We start from the raw sequence: 15,106 nt of genomic DNA on the forward strand, positions 1-15,106 counted from the left end.
AGGGCGCGGGTAGACCTGGAGCCATGACCACGCACTCACTGCCCGCCGCCAGCCTCCGTATCGGCCACCAGGTCGTCCTCGCCACCGGCGTGTGCGTGGTGACCTCGACCCGCTGGCAGGGCGCCGGCGGCGGGGTGGTGTCGATCGCCTTCGCCGACCAGGGCACCCGGGTCAGCTACCAGCCGTCCGACCTGCTCGAGGTCGTCACCGGCTCCTGACGCCGGCCGCGCGGTCCGCCGGGTCGGGCTGCCGGGGCAGCGCCGTCGTCGGAGTGAGCGATCGGCCCAGGCTGACGACTCCGGGCGCGCCGGCGTAGTGGCCGAAATCGGGGATGTCGACGTATCCGATCCGCCGGTACAGCGCGATGGCCGCGACCTGGGGGGCGCCGGTCTCCAGGACGAGCCAGTCGGCCCCGCGCCGTCGGGCCTCGTCCTCGACGTGGGCCACCAGGGCCCGCGCCACCCCGCCCCGGCGGGCGTCGTCGGCGACGTAGACCCGCTTGAGTTCGGCCGGCCGGGCTGCCCCGGCGACGGGGTAGGGGCTGAACCGCCACCCGGCGGTGGCCACCGGTCGGTCGCCGAGGTAGCCGATGACGAAGCCGCCCCGGTCGCCCGCGAAATGGTCGCGCTCCAGCGGAGTCTGATCGGGTTCGCCGTAGATCTCGGCCATGTACCGCTGGGCGGCGGCCCGCAACGGGATGGCGTCGGGATGGTCGTACGGTCGCGCCCGGATCTGCAGGCCCTGGTCCATCCGGCGATGGTAGGAGCCGGCCGGCGGTCGTCGCTCGCGTACGGTGCACCGGTGCCGAGTCCGCCGTCGATCACCGTCGTCGGTATCGGTGCCGACGGATGGTCCGGTCTGGGGCCCGCTGCGCGGTCGGCCATCGCGACCGCCCACCGCCTGTTCGGCGGGCGACGGCAGCTCGACCTCGTCCCGGCCGCCGACACGTGCGCCGAGCGCATCGTCTGGCCGTCGCCGCTGCGTCCGGCCCTCGCCGCCCTGCTGGCGGCGGGCGCCGGGCCCGTGGTGGTGCTGGCGTCCGGAGATCCGCTGGTCAGCGGCATCGCGACGACGATCGTCGACGTGCTCGGGATCGACGCGGACGTGCGTGTGCTCCCCGCGCTCTCCTCGGTGGCGCTGGCCCGGGCCCGGATGGTGTGGCCGGCGGAGACGACCGCCGTCGTGTCGGCCGTCGGCCGGGATCCGTCCGCGCTGCTGCGGGAACTGAGCCCCGGGCGTCGCATCCTGCTGCTCTCCGCCGATGCGACCACCCCCGCCGCGGTGGCCGCGTTGCTGGTCGACCGGGGCCACGGCGCCAGCCGGCTGACGATCCTCGGCGAGCTGGGCGGGCCGGGGGAGAGCCGCCTGGACGTCACCGCGGGCGAGCTGCTGGGGGACCGCCCCCAGCTCCCCGCCCTGCACGTACTGGCCGTCGTGGTCGAGCCGGCAACCGGTGGGGCCGAGCCCGGACCGGGGGTCGTGCCGCCGCCGGCCAGCTGGGCCACCGGCCTGCCCGACGACGCGTTCGAGCACGACGGTCAGCTGACCAAACGCGACCTGCGGGCCGCCGCGCTGGCCCGACTTGCGCCTCGCCCCGGGGAACTGCTGTGGGACGTCGGCGCCGGAGCCGGGTCGATCGGCATCGAGTGGTCGCGGGCCCATCCGACCTGCCGGGCGGTGGCGTTGGAACGCGACCCGATCCGGGCCGACCGGATCGCGCGCAACGCCCGCGCGCTGGGCGTCCCCACCCTGCAGGTGGTGATCGGAGCCGCCCCGGCCGTGTTGGACGCCGCATTGCCCGGTCCGCCGCACGCCGTCTTCGTCGGCGGCGCGGTCAGTGTGCCCGGGGTCCTGGACCGCTGCTGGGCGGCGCTGCCGGCCGGGGGGCGGCTGGTCGCCCACGCGGTGACGCTGGAGAGCGAGCGGGTGCTGATCGAGCGGTGCTCCGAGTACGGCGGGGAACTGATCCGGGTGGCCGTCGAGCACGCCGCGCCTCTGGGCGGTTTCACCGGGTGGACCCCGGCGCGGGCCGTGGTGCAGTACGCGGCGGTCAAGCCGCACCCTGCCGTATCGACAACCACCACCGCACAGGAGATCTCCCGGTGACCGTCCACTTCATCGGCGCCGGGCCTGGCGCCGCCGACCTGCTCACCGTGCGGGCCACCCGCCTGCTGGCCGCGAGCCCGGTGTGCCTCTACGCCGGGACCTACCTGGACGCCGAGGTGCTCGGCCACTGTCCACCGGACGTCGAATTCGTCGACAGCCAGCACCTCAACCTCGACGAGCTGGTGGCCGTGATGGTCCGGGCCCATCGGCAGGGGCACGACGTGGCCCGGTTGTGTTCCGGCGACCCGTCGGTGTACTCGGCGCTGGCCGAGCAGACCCGCCGGTTGGACGAGGAGGGTGTGCCGTGGGACGTCACTCCCGGGGTGCCGGCCTATGCGGCGGCGGCAGCCCGGCTCGGCCGGGAACTGACCGTTCCCGAGGTGGCCCAGACCGTCGTCCTGACCAGGACGCAGGCCCGGTCGACCCGCATGCCGCAGTCCGAGAACCTCGAGGCGGTCGCCGCGATCGGCGGCACGGTGGTGCTGCACCTGGCCATCACCCGGATCCGGGAGCTCACCGAACGGCTCGTCCCCCGCTACGGCGCCGACTGCCCGGTGGCCGTCGTCCACCGCGCCAGCCAGCCGGAAGAGGTGGTGCTGCGCGGTGACCTGGCCGGGATCGCCGATGCCGTGGAACAGGCCGGCCTGCGACAGGCGGCCGTCATTATCGTCGGACCGGCGCTCACCGCCCAGGGTTTCGTCGATTCGCATCTGTATTCCTCGCGACAGCCGACATCGCCCGCAACTGACGGAGATTCGTCCGGTTCCGACCTAGCATCACACCGTCCGACCGCCTGACCCACCCGCAAGTCGCGCCCCGGTGGGCGGCCGTGACCGGTGCGAGAGGATGACCAGTGGTGACCGCGGTAGAGCAGGATCGACCGATTCCGGAGCAGGCCGACCCGCCGTCGTCGGTTCCCGACACTCCCACCCCACCGCCCCCGAGCGCCGTCGAGCCGGCGCCCGTCGAACCCGTCTCGGAAGCTTTGTCGAAACCGGATACGACGCCCGACGGGCCGGACCGCGACGCTCTGGCGACTCAGGTCGAACGGGCCGGCGACCGGGCCGCGGCGGCCGAGACCCAGGCCGACCTCGCCCGGTCGGAGACGGTCGCGACGACCGAACGGGTCGCCGCCCTGGAAGCCCGCATCGCCGAGGCGGACGTCCGCAGCACCACCGTCGAGCGGCGCCTGGCCGACGCCGACGAGGAGATCGAACGGCTCACCGCCCGGCTCGCCGAAGCCGTCGACGGTGCGGCAGCCCAGCGGTCGGCCGTCGCCGCCCTGCACCAGGACGTCACGACGCTCCAGGAGGCGGGCCGACGCACCGCCACCGACATCGCCCGCGCGGTCGAGCAGCACACCACCGCCGCCCTCGTCGACGGCCAGCAGCGTCTGCACCAGGCGTCGGTGACGCTGGCCGGTCTGGCCCAGTCGCTGGCCGACGCGGCCCGCTCCGTGCCGACCGAACTCACCGCCGAGTCCGCCCGGACGCTGTTCGAGACCTTCGCCGTGGACGTCGATCTGCTCCTGCAGCAGCTGGGTCACGAGGCGCTGGGCGTCGCGGCCGGGGACCCGTTCGATCCGCGCCGGCATCGTGCCGTCCGCCGTGTCGCCACCGACGACCCGGCCGCCGATCGCACCGTCGCCCGGGTCCTCCGTGACGGCTACCGCACCCCGGCCACCGACCGGGTGCTGCTGTTCGCCGATGTCGAGGTCCACCGGACCACCCCGACCACCGATCCGGCCGCCCCCGGCCAGGAAGGCACGCCGTCATGAGCCACTACCTCGGCATCGACCTCGGCACCACCAACTCGGCGGTCGCCGCGCTCGACGCGGACGGCCGGGTCGAGGTCGTCCCCAACACGGTCACCGGACACCCGACGACCCCGTCGATCGTCTACTTCCAGGAGCAGACCGACGTGGCGGTCGGTGACATCGCCCGCAACGCGGCGGTCGCCGAGCCGGAGAACGTCATCAGCCTGGTGAAACGTTCGATGGGCGAGGCGGTCTCGTACCCGATCCACGGCATCGAACACACCCCGGAGTCGATCTCCGCGCTGATCCTGCGGCACCTGTACGAGGACGCGCGCTCCACCCTCGGCCGGGACGACAACGGCGTGGTGATCACGGTTCCCGCCTACTTCGGCATGCGCGAGACCCAGGCCACCGTCGAGGCCGGGACGCTGGCCGGACTCAACGTGCTGGCCACCATCCCCGAACCGATCGCCGCCGCCCTGCACTACGGCCGCACCCCTGGATCGGGCGAGGGAACCCTGCTGGTCTTCGATCTCGGCGGGGGGACGTTCGACACGTCGATCCTGCGCATCGGGGCGGATGCCATCGACACGGTCGTCATCGACGGCGACCGACGGTTGGGTGGGGCCGACTGGGACCGGCGCATCGCGGATTGGCTGATCGACGAGTTCTGCGCCCGGACCGGCTGTGACGAGACCGATCTCGACGCCGGGTTCCGCCAGCAGCTGCTGCAGCAGACCGAGGCCGCGAAGGTGCAGCTCTCGCAGGTGTCGACGACCCGCGTGCCGATCCGCTTCGGGGCGCACGCCGCCGCGATCGAGCTGACCCGCGAGAAGTACGAGGAGCTGACCCGCGATCTGCTCGACCGGACCATCGCGATCGTCCGGCGCACCCTGGGCACCGCGGCGGGCAAGGGCATCGACCAGGCCGATGTCGCCGACGTGCTGCTGGTCGGTGGGGCCACGTTGATGCCGGCGGTGACCCGTCGGCTGCGCGCGGAGTTCGGCTGGGAAGGCAAGCGTGTCGACCCACACCTGGCCGTCGTGAAGGGAGCCGCGCTGTACGCGGCGTCGCTGCGCACCGCGCAGGGGGGCGAGCCGGTGCTGTCGCTGCCGACCGTTCGCAAGGTCCTGCCGCGATCGTTCGGCGTCCGGCTGGATCGCGAGACCTCATCGCGCCGTGAGGATCTCTACATCGAGTACATCGCGCACGCCAACGATCCGCTGCCGATCACCGACCGCCGGCTCGTCACCTACACCAAGATCGCCGACGTCAGCGAGCAGGCCTTCCATCTCTTCGAGCAGAACGCCGACGTGCCCTCACCAGTCGTCGCGCTCAATCGCGAAATCACCCCGGACGACGGCTTCGTCTTCACCGGACTTCCGAGCCTCCCGCAGGGCTCGCCGATGACGATCGTCGTCAACGTGGACGAGGACGGTTTGGCCCACGTCGAGGCCTACGAGGACACCACCGGTCAGCGGCTGCAGACCCAGGTGCAGCTCGGGGTGCTCCAGCAGGACCAGCTGGCCGAGCTCGAGCAGGCCGTGGCGCAGGTCGAGCTGCTGCACTGAGTAGGCATGCCTGACCAGCGGGGCTGCCTCCACGACGTTCTGGTCAGAACTGCTCGACCGAGATCAGGTAGAGGATGAGCACGACGAGCGAGATGCCGATCCGACCAGCGATGGGCGGAGCCTTGGTGCCGACCACGAGCGCGCCGAACACGGTGGCGAAGGCGCCGAACGGTGTCCCGGGCCCGACGCCACCGAAGGGCGGGAAGACGCCGACGGCACCCCAGACGACGGAGGCGACGGTCAGGCCCAGACACGAGTAGTAGTAGAAGGCGCCTTTGCTGGCGTCGACCCCGCCCAACGTGCAGCCGAGACCGAGCACCACCAGCGCCAGGTTCAACGCCTGATACAGGGCGGCGAGGTCGAAGGCCGCGCCGCCGCGGCCGTCGGGAAGGACGGCAATTGTGGTGCCGGACGCCGGGTCGATGACCCAGAACGCCTCCGGCGGGCCTGAACTGGGCACCAGCCGATACTGCGACCCGTAGGTCTGGAGGGCAGCCTGCAGCTGGGCCGCGGCGGCTGCGTCCAGCCCGGCCAGCCGGTCGTCCGGCAGTGATACGCCGGGTGCGAGCAGCACGATGTCCCGGTCCCGCAACCGGGCATGGGCGCTGGCCGCCGACAGCAGGCCCTCACCGGCCGACAACAGCAGCGATTCCCGTACAGCCGCGCGGAGCGCGGATGTCGGATCCGTAACGAGTGCGGTGACCTGGTTCAGGGCTGGGCTCACATCGACGGTGGCCAGCAACCGCTCGATGCCGGGAGCCGTGGAGGGGTCGGGTCGTTGGGTGAGCAGCACGGTGGTCGTCGCGCGCATCGCCGCGGGCGGCGTCGTTGCCACGTTCCCGCCCTGTCCTGCCGACGGCGCAAGAAGGGTCACGAGGGGGACCGGAAAGCGGCGGACGTCGGCGGCTACACCGCTCAGCGCCGCGGCCGTGGGTTCGGTCACGATCCCACGCAGGGGCGCCCAGGTCAGATGCGCGGTGATGGCATCGTCCATCGCGGCGGCAGGGGTCGGTGTGACCGGCTCCACCAGCAGCGTCGTGAGACCGGTGAAACAGCTGAGGGTGTCGGCGGAGTCGGCCGGATCAGGCTGCCCGGTCGCGGGGTCCGGAGCACCGGCGAGGCGGCGGGTATCCGTCGTTCCGGCGACCTCGACGGTCATCGACAACCCGACGAAGCCGGGTGGTGCGATCCGGTCGCTCTCGGTCGGCACCGTATAGGCCGCGGTCACCGTGCCGGCCAAATCCCCGATAGTCGCAGTGATCGTGCGGTCCGACGGGCCCACTGCAGCCGCCGTGGTCGCCAGGCGATAGGTCGTGGTGGTCCGGACGGTCATCAGCCCTGGTGTCGATCGCGTCGGCAAGTCGACCACTGAAATCGGCTGTACCCGGGTCGAGCGCCAGACCGCCGGTGAGCTGAACGATCCGGGCCGTGGCGTCGGCGCCCTCCGATCCAAGCGCGACGCTGATCACCGGCGACGGGCGCGCGGTCATCCGCCGTTGGGCGGCGGCGACGGTGGCCTCGTCCTCGTCGGAGAGGTTGTCGCTGAGCAGCACGACGGCGCTCGCGCCACCGGCTTCGCCGGCCGTGGCGAGCGATGACCAGATGGCGGACGTGGAGGGCGTGGTGAGAGCCGGCTCGATGGCGGCGGGGTCCGGCGGCGCCCACCCCGCAGTGCTCGGCTCACCACCGAGGCTCACCACCTGCAGGTCGAATGGGGTCCGGACGGCCGCGGCGACGAGCGCCTCGGAGAGGGTGCGGCCGAAAGCGCCCTGCGCTTCGGGGCTCGCAAAGTTGCTGCCGACGCTGACGCTGCCGTCCACGAGGAGCAGGACGCGGGGCCGACGGACGTCGGGCCCGTTGGCCAGCAGAGTGATGGGGAGATCGCGTCCGTCCTCGGTGACCGTGAACGATGCCGCGTCCAGCCCGTCCACGGATCCCCCGGCAGCATCGGTGACCTGTAGTTCCAGATCAAGTCGCGGGAATGCGGATGCGTCAACCCGAAGGGTCGCGGCGGCGACGCGGGCCCGGGCCGCAGCGAGGGCATCCGGGGCGAGCCCGCTGACCGTTCCGGCCGGGCCGACTACCCGAGGATCGCCCCCGGTCGCCGCGGCCGGCTCGGCCAGGTCGCCCCACAGCGTGATCGGCGTACCGAACGCCGGTGCACCGGCCGGGACGGCGGGCAGCGAACCGCTCGGCGCATCGGGCATCCCGGCCTGCGGGCGCAGCACCGGCATCCGTACCGGTATCGCGCCTAGTCCGGCAGACAGGACGGTGTCCGGGTCGGCCATCGCATCGAAGCTCAGGCTCAGGGGGCGGCCCAGCAGTTGTTCCAGAGGCCAGCTACCGCTGACCAGCTCGACGAGTTCGGTCGTCGGCGTGCGGCTGCCGGGCGGTGGGTTGCTCCGAGCGTGCACCGTGACGGTGACCCGATCGCCGGGTTCGATCCGGTCGAGCTCCGCCAGGTCCACGGGCGATGCGGTGGTCGGCTCCAGATCGCCGACTGCGAAAGCGAAGTGGGTCGCCGCGGGCGTGACGTAGCGGACCAACGGCAGCCGATCCGGCAGCGGGTCCGGAGGCAGGTCGAGGGCGGCGGCCGCATCGGGTGGGAGAGCGGCGAGCAGGTGTTCGGTGAGCCGGTCGACCTCGGCGTCGACCGTGTCGACCGCGGGGGAGTCCGGCTCGCTCGTCGGGGCAACGGACACCGTGCCGGCCGCCGCTCCGGCTCGTTGGAGCAACGTGGTGTCGGGTGAGAACGGCGGCCTTCGACATCGGCGCAGTACCTCGGCGGTCAGCCCCTCCGGGCGCCGCGCACCGACCACGGTGGCCTCGGCGCCGGCGGCCGTCAACAGGGTGGCCAGCAGTTCCATTCGGTCACGCGGGGTCCCTGCTCCGCATCGCAGCACCGCAGCGGGGCCCCATCGCCGGTCAGTCTCGGCTGCCCCCGGAATGCGGTGCGGCAGCACGCTGACACCGTCGCGGACGAGGGTGACGATGGCCTCGGCGTCCCCGGTGGCGACCGCTTCCGCCGCGCGGGCGCTCAGGTGATCGGAGCTGGCGCGCACCGCATCGCGGAGCAGGAGCAGGGGGTCCTCCGTGGGGGTGGGTGTGACGCCGCCCGTGGGCGGCGGCAGAGCGTCGTCGCCGGTGCAGGCAGCCAGCAGGCTCCAGGCGGTCAGTGCGCCTGCCCCGGCAAGGAATGACCGGCGTTCTACTACTAGGCCACCCGCACGGCTCGCCGAGGAGCCCGACCCAGGAGTGATCATCGGGACGTCATAGCAGAAAGCGGACGACTAGTCACGATCGGTAGCGAAAATGGCGGTGGGACGCCGCGCTGCTGACGGCAGCGCGGCCGTGGGCGGATCCAAGGGCCTTCCGGTCGCCGGCCGACGCACGATCGGCCCATGACCGACAACCCCACTGCGCCCCTGTTCTCCGAGCGGGCCCGCCTCGAACTGGCCGAGCAACGCGTCCTGGTGCTGGACGGTCCGTTGACCGACGACAACGGCACCCTGCTGGCCACCCAGCTGGTCTCGTTGGCCGCCGCCGATCCGAGCACCGACATCGCCCTGTGGATCCACTCGCCGGGCGGTTCGGTACCGGCGATGCTCGCCCTCCGGGATCTGATGCGGCTGATCCCCTGCGACGTGTCGACGCTGGTGCTCGGCATCGCCTACAGCGCCGGCCAGTTCCTGCTGTCGTCCGGGACCCCGGGCAAGCGTCGGGCGCTGCCCCACAGCCGGGTGCTGATGCACCAGGGATCGGCCGGGATCGGCGGTAGCGCCGTCGATGTAGAGCTGCAGGCCGGCGATCTGCGCCACACCCGGGACACCGTGCTCGGGCTGATCGCCCACGACACCGGCCAACCGCTGGACCGGGTGTTCGCCGACTCGCTGCACGACCGGTGGTTCACCGCGGCCGAGGCCCTGGACTACGGGTTCATCGACGCGGTGGTCGACGACTTCACCACCATCGTGCCGCCGCGACGGCCCAGCGCCGGCTTCGCGGTCCGGGTCGGGGGGAGTACCCGATGAGCAGCTACACGATCCCCAGCGTCATCGCCGCCCACCCCCGCGGCGAACGGATCATGGACGTCTACTCGCACCTGCTCACCGAACGGGTCGTCTACCTGGGCACGGCGTTGGACGCGGGCGTGGCCAACGCTTTGGTCGCCCAGCTGCTGCACCTGGAGTCCGACAACCCCGACCAGGCCATCCAGCTGTACATCAACTGCGAAGGCGGCGACCCGAGCGCCATGCTCGCCGTCTACGACACCATCCGCTACGTCCGGGCGCCGGTCGCGACCACCTGCATCGGCCAGGCCGTCGCGGCCGGGGCGGTGCTGGTGGCCGCCGGTGCCCCCGGCCGGCGGGCGGCCCTGCCGCACGCGCGGGTCGTCCTGCACCAGCCGGCCGCCCAGGGCCGGGGAACCATCCCCGACCTCATCCTGCAGGCCGACGAGGTCGTCCGGGTCCGCAGCGACATCGAACAGATCCTGTCCCGGCACACTGGTCGACCGGTCGAGACCCTGCGCGCCGACACCGATCTCGACCGGGTGTTCACCGCGACGGCCGCGGCCGAGTACGGGCTGATCGACCATGTCATCACCGAACGGCCGGTGACCGCATGACCCGGCCACCGGGCCGGGTACGGGTCTCAGGCCACCCTGAGCAGGGCCGTCGGACCGGACGGCGTCGTCGATGGGGTGCCCGCCGGGGTGCCGGTGCGGCGCTGCAGGTCCCGGCCGACGCCCTGGGCCAGGCCGGCCAGGTCGGTGCCCAGGGCGCGGCCGATCGCCCCGATCATCTCGCTGGACGGTTCCTTGCGCCCGCGTTCGACCTCCGACAGGTACTGCGGTGACACCCCGGCCCGCCCGGCGACGTCAGCCAACCGCTCACCCCGGTGCAGACGGCGAGCCCGGAACTGGGCACCGAGCAGCTCCCGCCACAGCGGCTCCGGACCGGGCGACCGGGGCGGGGGACTGCTCGCCGGCGCCGCGGGCCGGGTGGGCGGCGCGGTGACCGGCGGGTCGGGGACGAGACGCAGGTGCGCGCGGGATCGAGCCATGGTTCACCGTAGGAATCCGCGGCCGGCGGCGCACCCGCTTTCACGGACGGCAGAGACCGGTCGTCATGCGGTGGCGGGCTCGTCCAGCACCTCACGCAGCCGGGCCGCGAACGGGGCCGGGTCGCCGCCCATCGAGGTCACCCACGGGGCGTGGTCGCCCGGGAACAGTGTCGTCGGGATCACCAACTGGGCGGCCAGCGCCTCGGCGCAGCGGCGAGCGAGCATGGTGCCCGACTCCTCACCGGCCCCCACCACCAGACGCGGTGCCGTCGATGCCGCCAGGGCCGTGAGGTCCGGGTGATAGGTGCAGATGGGCACGAGACCGTGGGCCAGCATGCGGTATCCGGCCCGCATGTCCTCCGCCGACGGCTCGTGCATCGGCCGGTCGGCGGTGGGGTCGGGTTCGGGCGCCTCGAAGCCGGCCAGGGCCATGAATGCACCGAACGCCGCCTCCGGGCCGTGTTCGTGCAGCGTGCGGACGATGTCGTCGATGCCGGTGCGCAGGTCGGCCGCGTCCGGGAGCGCCTCGACCAGCGGCGGTTCGTGCGCCACGACGGTGCGGGCCTGATGCGGGTGGCGGGCGGCGAAGGCCAGTGCCGTCACCGCACCGCCGCTGCTGCCAAAGACGTCGGCCGGCTCGCTCGTGACCGCGCCCAGCACGGCGGCCAGGTCGTCGGCCAGCCGTTCCGGATCGGCATCGTCCTGGTCGTTCTCCAGCGGGCTGGCCCCGAACCCGCGTGGGTCGGTCAGCACGACGGTGTGGTCGGTGGCGAAGTGCTCGGCCAGGTCGCGGAAGTCGGCCGCGCCCATCGGGTGGCCGACGAGGGCGAGCACCGGGCCGGACCCGGCCGTCTCGTAGTGCAGGGTGGCGCCCGGGGCGGCGAGCTGGTGGCTGGTCCAGGTGAGGGTGGTCATGGGGGGTGGACCGGCCGGGCCGCCCGAACTCATCGGCCCATCGACCGTTCGACCGAGCGCGCGCTCCACACCCGCCCTCCGGCGGTCACGGTGGTGGACGAGCAGCCGACGATGACCAGGCAGCGCATGTCGACCGTGCCCGGGTCCCAGTCGGCCAGGGTGGTGACGGTCAGCTCTTCACCCGGGCGACCGACCTCGCGGCCGACGACCACCGGCGTCTGCGGGTCGCGGTACTCCAGCAGGATCTTGCGGGCCCGGGCCAGCTGGTCGACGCGGGTCCGGGACGCCGGGTTGTAGACGGCGAGGGCCAGGTCGGCCTGACCGATGGCGGCCAGGCGTTGTTCGATGACCGGCCACGGTTTCAGCCGGTCCGACAGCGAGACCACGGCGTAGTCCGCACCCAACGGTGCGCCGGCCCGGGCAGCCACCGCCTGGGCCGCGGTCAGCCCGGGCAGCACCTCCACATCCACTGCCGCATAACGTGGTTCGCCGGACGACTCGTCGGCGGAGACCGCCTCGAAGACCGCCGCGGCCATCCCGAAGACGCCGGCGTCACCGCCCGAGACCACCGCGACGTCCGCACCGCCCGCGGCCAGGTCGAGGGCGAACCGGGCCCGGTCGAGCTCGACGGTGTTCCCGGACGCGTGCCGCTGCAGGCCCTCCCGCTGCGGCACCCGGTCCACGTAGGGCGCGTAGCCGACGACGTGCTGCACCCGTGCAAGGGCGTCCGACACCTCGGTTGTCAGCCACCGGTCCGGCCCGGGACCGAGCCCGACCACCAGTAGTCGGCCGGCGCGCTGCGCCGTGACCACCTGGGGCGCGGCCGTCCGGGGCGCGGACGGGTCGGTTCGCAGCCGGCGATCATGACCGGGCACGATGACGATCGAGAAATACGGCACCGCAGCCGGATCGACGCTGGCCGCCGGTTGCACCCGCTGCAGCTCGCTGCTGGCCCGCTCGACGTAGACCGCGTCGTCGAGCCGACCGGCCTCGGCCAGCGCGGCCCGGACCTCGGGGAACGTGCGGCCCAGCTTCAAGATCGCGGCGGCCTGCGTGTCGGCCAGTCGCCGGGCCAGCTCCGGACGGGGCAGCGTGCCGGGCAGGATCGTCAGGACGTCCTCGTGCCGGGCCAGCGGCTGGGCGGCCGCCGCCGACGCGGCCGACACCGAGGTCACCCCGGGCACCACCTCGGCCGGGAACCGCGGGGCCAGCCGGTCGTGCAGGTACATGTAGGAGCCGTAGAAGAGCGGGTCGCCCTCGCACAGCACGACGACGGTCCGCCCGGCGGCCAGGTGCACGGCGAGGCGCTCGGCCGACTCGTCGTAGAACGCGGTGATCGCACCGTCGTAGCCGCCGGCGTGGTCGGTGCGGCCGGTGGTCACCGGGTAGACCAGCGCCTCCTCGATCACGCCCGTCGGCAGCAGTTCGGCGGCGATCGATCGCGCGATCGACCGGCCGTGCGTGCCCGAGTGGTAGGCGACGACATCGGCCTGGTCGATCAGCCGGGCCGCCTTGCGGGTGATGAGTTCCGGATCCCCCGGCCCGAGGCCGACCCCGAACAGCCGGCCGCTCACAGCTCGTCCGCCTGGGCCACCGCGTTGATCGCCGACGCGGCCATCGCCGAACCGCCCCGCCGCCCACGCACCGTCAAGAGCGGAACGGCCGAGACATGCTGCAGCAGCGCATCCTTGGACTCCGCGGCACCGATGAAGCCGACCGGCACGCCGACGATCGCGGCGGGCAAGGGGGCGCCGTCGTCGATCATCTCCAGCAGATGGAACAGGGCAGTCGGGGCGTTGCCGATGGCCACCACCGCACCGTCGAGCTGGTCGGCCCACAGGGAGACGGCTGCCGCGGACCGGGTGGTGCCCCAGTCGCGGGCCAGCGCGGGCACCCGTGGGTCGCGGAGGTGACAGACGACGTCGTTGTCGGCGGGCAACCGCCGGCGGGTCACCCCGCTCACCACCATGTGCGCGTCCGTGAGGATCGGTGCCCCGGCCGCCAGGGCCGCCCGGGCCGCCGGGACGAAATCCGGAGTGACGACGAGATGTTGGATGAGGTCCGTCTGCCCGCACGCGTGCACCATGCGCACCGCGACCGTCTCGGCGCTCACCGGCAGGTGTGACCGGTCGGTCTCGGACCGGATGGTCGCGAACGATCGCCGGTAGATCTCGTCCCCGTCGGTCACGTAGTCGTAGCGGCGGGTCGGTGGGTGCACGCCGGTGGCGGGGGCCGTGGGGGAGGAGAGACGAACGGTCATCGGGTGTGGGCTCCGGTGGGTCGCAGGTGCCGGTGCAGGCCGGCGCGGGTGACGTGCAGTTCGAGGTGCCGGCCGGACGGCGCGCCGCAGCGCCGCTCGCAGGCGATCACGTGGACGGGCAGCCCGGTGGCGGCGGCCTCGCGGACACCGAGGTCGTCGGCCACCGGTCCGGTGGCCGCCTCCGCGCGGTGACAGCCGGGCGCGCCGGTACAGGCGCTGACCGCTCGACGAGGGTCGGTGGCATCGGTGAGAAGTCCGGCTGAGGCGAGCTTGTCGAGGGCATCGGCGTCGACCCGGGGGATGACCACACCGCGGTCGGTGGTGACGACGACCTCCGCGTCCTGCGCCGTGGCCGACTCGGCGATCGCCGCCAACGCCGCGATCTGGGGCTGCTGGAGCCGACCGAGGGGAACGCCGACGAGGGCGGCCCGGCCGCCGTCGTCGCGACGGAGGGTGCCGAGCGGTCGGGAAGGCGCGGCGGGCCGGACCGGGGTCGCCGAGCCGCCGTCCGGCAACAGCTCCCGGCCGGTCGCGGGGAGATCACCGACCCGCCATGCCCTCCCGGCCAGCGAGCGGAAATGCCGAGCTCTGTCGACCAGGGTGTCGACGATGTCGGCGGCGGGCAGTTCCGACCCCCACCACGACCCGACGCGGAGCCGGACGGTCGACTCATCGACGGCGGTGACACCGAGATCCACTGTCCGAGCTGAGATGTCACCTCGCCCGTCGTCGAGGCCGAAGAGGAAACGACCGGAAAGCCCCGCCAGATCCGCGTGCTGGCAGATCATCTCGTCGAGACGGGCTGCCATCGGGTGCAGATCGAGCTGGCCGCCGGCGATGCCACTGAGCGGTGACACCAGGACATTGCGGACCCGCTCGTGGCTGCGGGAGGGCAACAACCCGGCGGCACTGATCGCGGCCACCAGGCCGGGGTCGGCGTCGCCATGCGCGTCGACCGACAGGCCGCGCAGTTGCAGGTTGCCGCGCGAGGTCAGGGTGACGGTGCCGTCGCCGTACTGCTCGGCCGCGGCACCGACCGCGGCCAGGGCAGCCGTCCGGATGCGGCCACCGATGAGCCGGATGCGGACCACCGCGCCGTCGGCCGCCTGGTGCGGTCGCAGCATCCCCGGGCAGCGATCGGTGTCCGCCGGGGACGCCGTGCCGGTGCCGGTGGCGGCGGATGGGCTGGTCACCGGGCCATGGTGGCACGAGCCGCGCGGGGCTCCACACGCATCGACCGTCGGCTGAGTCTGCCCCCCGGTGCCATCGACTTGTCATACCCGCACCCTCCTCCGCCCTCCGAAGGTGCGGGTATGACAAGTCGGCGGCTGGTCACGGAACGCCGCGCCGCTTGACCGGCGGGTGATCGGGCGGGGAGAGTGGCGGTACCCCGCGTCGGGGTGCCCGGAACCCGGTGAGAAGCCGGAACGGCCT

At 73.1% G+C, this 15,106-nt stretch carries 15 protein-coding genes; 7 read left to right on the forward strand and 8 right to left on the reverse strand.

Going from position 1 to position 15,106, the window contains the following annotated elements; translation table 11 throughout:
• The first annotated feature begins 23 nt into the window (after positions 1 to 23).
• Entirely contained in the window at positions 24 to 218 is a 195-nt protein-coding gene (locus FDO65_RS12375) for a hypothetical protein (RefSeq protein WP_137450026.1), read from the forward strand.
• Here FDO65_RS12375 and FDO65_RS12380 read toward each other — a convergent pair.
• Entirely contained in the window at positions 205 to 750 is a 546-nt protein-coding gene (locus FDO65_RS12380; protein WP_205850007.1) for a GNAT family N-acetyltransferase, read from the reverse strand. The two genes, FDO65_RS12375 and FDO65_RS12380, sit on opposite strands and share 14 nt — an antisense overlap.
• A 51-nt stretch (positions 751 to 801) precedes the next feature.
• On the opposite strand from FDO65_RS12380, the gene cbiE reads away from it, so the two are divergent.
• From cbiE to FDO65_RS12400, 4 genes are all read left to right on the forward strand, one after another.
• Positions 802 to 2,106, forward strand: coding sequence for a precorrin-6y C5,15-methyltransferase (decarboxylating) subunit CbiE (gene cbiE / locus FDO65_RS12385; protein ID WP_240757582.1), 1,305 nt, complete (start codon positions 802 to 804; stop codon positions 2,104 to 2,106).
• Positions 2,103 to 2,903: a precorrin-4 C(11)-methyltransferase gene (gene cobM / locus FDO65_RS12390; protein ID WP_137450028.1), complete on the forward strand. Its 801-nt coding sequence runs from the start codon at positions 2,103 to 2,105 to the stop codon at positions 2,901 to 2,903. Before cbiE ends, cobM begins: the two co-directional genes overlap by 4 nt.
• A gap of 188 nt (positions 2,904 to 3,091) precedes the next feature.
• On the forward strand, positions 3,092 to 3,883 hold the full coding sequence (grpE, locus tag FDO65_RS12395) for a nucleotide exchange factor GrpE (protein WP_166442167.1): 792 nt from the start codon (positions 3,092 to 3,094) through the stop codon (positions 3,881 to 3,883).
• On the forward strand, positions 3,880 to 5,433 hold the full coding sequence (locus FDO65_RS12400; RefSeq protein ID WP_137450030.1) for an Hsp70 family protein: 1,554 nt from the start codon (positions 3,880 to 3,882) through the stop codon (positions 5,431 to 5,433). The genes grpE and FDO65_RS12400 overlap by 4 nt, the downstream gene beginning before the upstream one ends.
• A gap of 43 nt (positions 5,434 to 5,476) precedes the next feature.
• Here FDO65_RS12400 and FDO65_RS12405 read toward each other — a convergent pair whose 3' ends face one another.
• Both FDO65_RS12405 and FDO65_RS12410 read right to left on the reverse strand, forming a co-directional pair.
• Positions 5,477 to 6,268 (reverse strand): hypothetical protein, encoded by a 792-nt coding sequence (locus FDO65_RS12405; protein ID WP_166442168.1) that lies wholly within the window; start codon positions 6,266 to 6,268, stop codon positions 5,477 to 5,479.
• Positions 6,269 to 6,515: 247 nt separating this feature from the next.
• The gene (locus FDO65_RS12410) at positions 6,516 to 8,495 is read right to left on the reverse strand and encodes a hypothetical protein (RefSeq protein WP_137450032.1); all 1,980 of its coding nucleotides are present in this window, start codon (positions 8,493 to 8,495) and stop codon (positions 6,516 to 6,518) included.
• Between the two features lie 339 nt (positions 8,496 to 8,834).
• Between FDO65_RS12410 and FDO65_RS12415 the strand changes: the two genes are divergently transcribed.
• A complete protein-coding gene (locus FDO65_RS12415; protein ID WP_137450033.1) occupies positions 8,835 to 9,464 on the forward strand; it encodes a ClpP family protease in 630 nt (209 codons plus the stop codon).
• Positions 9,461 to 10,060 (forward strand): ClpP family protease, encoded by a 600-nt coding sequence (locus FDO65_RS12420; RefSeq protein ID WP_137450034.1) that lies wholly within the window; start codon positions 9,461 to 9,463, stop codon positions 10,058 to 10,060. Before FDO65_RS12415 ends, FDO65_RS12420 begins: the two co-directional genes overlap by 4 nt.
• A 26-nt stretch (positions 10,061 to 10,086) precedes the next feature.
• Here FDO65_RS12420 and FDO65_RS12425 read toward each other — a convergent pair whose 3' ends face one another.
• The 5 genes from FDO65_RS12425 to FDO65_RS12445 all read right to left on the reverse strand — a co-directional run bounded on the left by FDO65_RS12425 (position 10,087) and on the right by FDO65_RS12445 (position 14,865).
• Complete coding sequence (locus FDO65_RS12425; RefSeq protein WP_137450035.1) at positions 10,087 to 10,497, reverse strand: helix-turn-helix domain-containing protein; 411 nt, start codon at positions 10,495 to 10,497, stop codon at positions 10,087 to 10,089.
• A gap of 63 nt (positions 10,498 to 10,560) precedes the next feature.
• The gene (locus tag FDO65_RS12430) at positions 10,561 to 11,412 is read right to left on the reverse strand and encodes an alpha/beta fold hydrolase (RefSeq protein WP_137450036.1); all 852 of its coding nucleotides are present in this window, start codon (positions 11,410 to 11,412) and stop codon (positions 10,561 to 10,563) included.
• A 29-nt stretch (positions 11,413 to 11,441) separates the two neighbouring features.
• The gene (locus tag FDO65_RS12435) at positions 11,442 to 12,986 is read right to left on the reverse strand and encodes a precorrin-2 C(20)-methyltransferase (RefSeq protein WP_137450037.1); all 1,545 of its coding nucleotides are present in this window, start codon (positions 12,984 to 12,986) and stop codon (positions 11,442 to 11,444) included.
• Positions 12,983 to 13,672 carry a precorrin-8X methylmutase gene (locus FDO65_RS12440; RefSeq protein ID WP_137450038.1) on the reverse strand — a complete coding sequence of 230 codons (690 nt, stop codon included), beginning with the start codon at positions 13,670 to 13,672 and terminating at the stop codon, positions 12,983 to 12,985. The genes FDO65_RS12435 and FDO65_RS12440 overlap by 4 nt, the downstream gene beginning before the upstream one ends.
• Entirely contained in the window at positions 13,669 to 14,865 is a 1,197-nt protein-coding gene (locus FDO65_RS12445) for a precorrin-3B synthase (RefSeq protein ID WP_205850008.1), read from the reverse strand. Before FDO65_RS12445 ends, FDO65_RS12440 begins: the two co-directional genes overlap by 4 nt.
• Between the last annotated feature and the right edge of the window lie 241 nt (positions 14,866 to 15,106).

This window comes from Nakamurella flava (genome assembly GCF_005298075.1).
In the GTDB taxonomy this organism is placed as follows: Bacteria; Actinomycetota; Actinomycetes; order Mycobacteriales; family Nakamurellaceae; genus Nakamurella; species Nakamurella flava.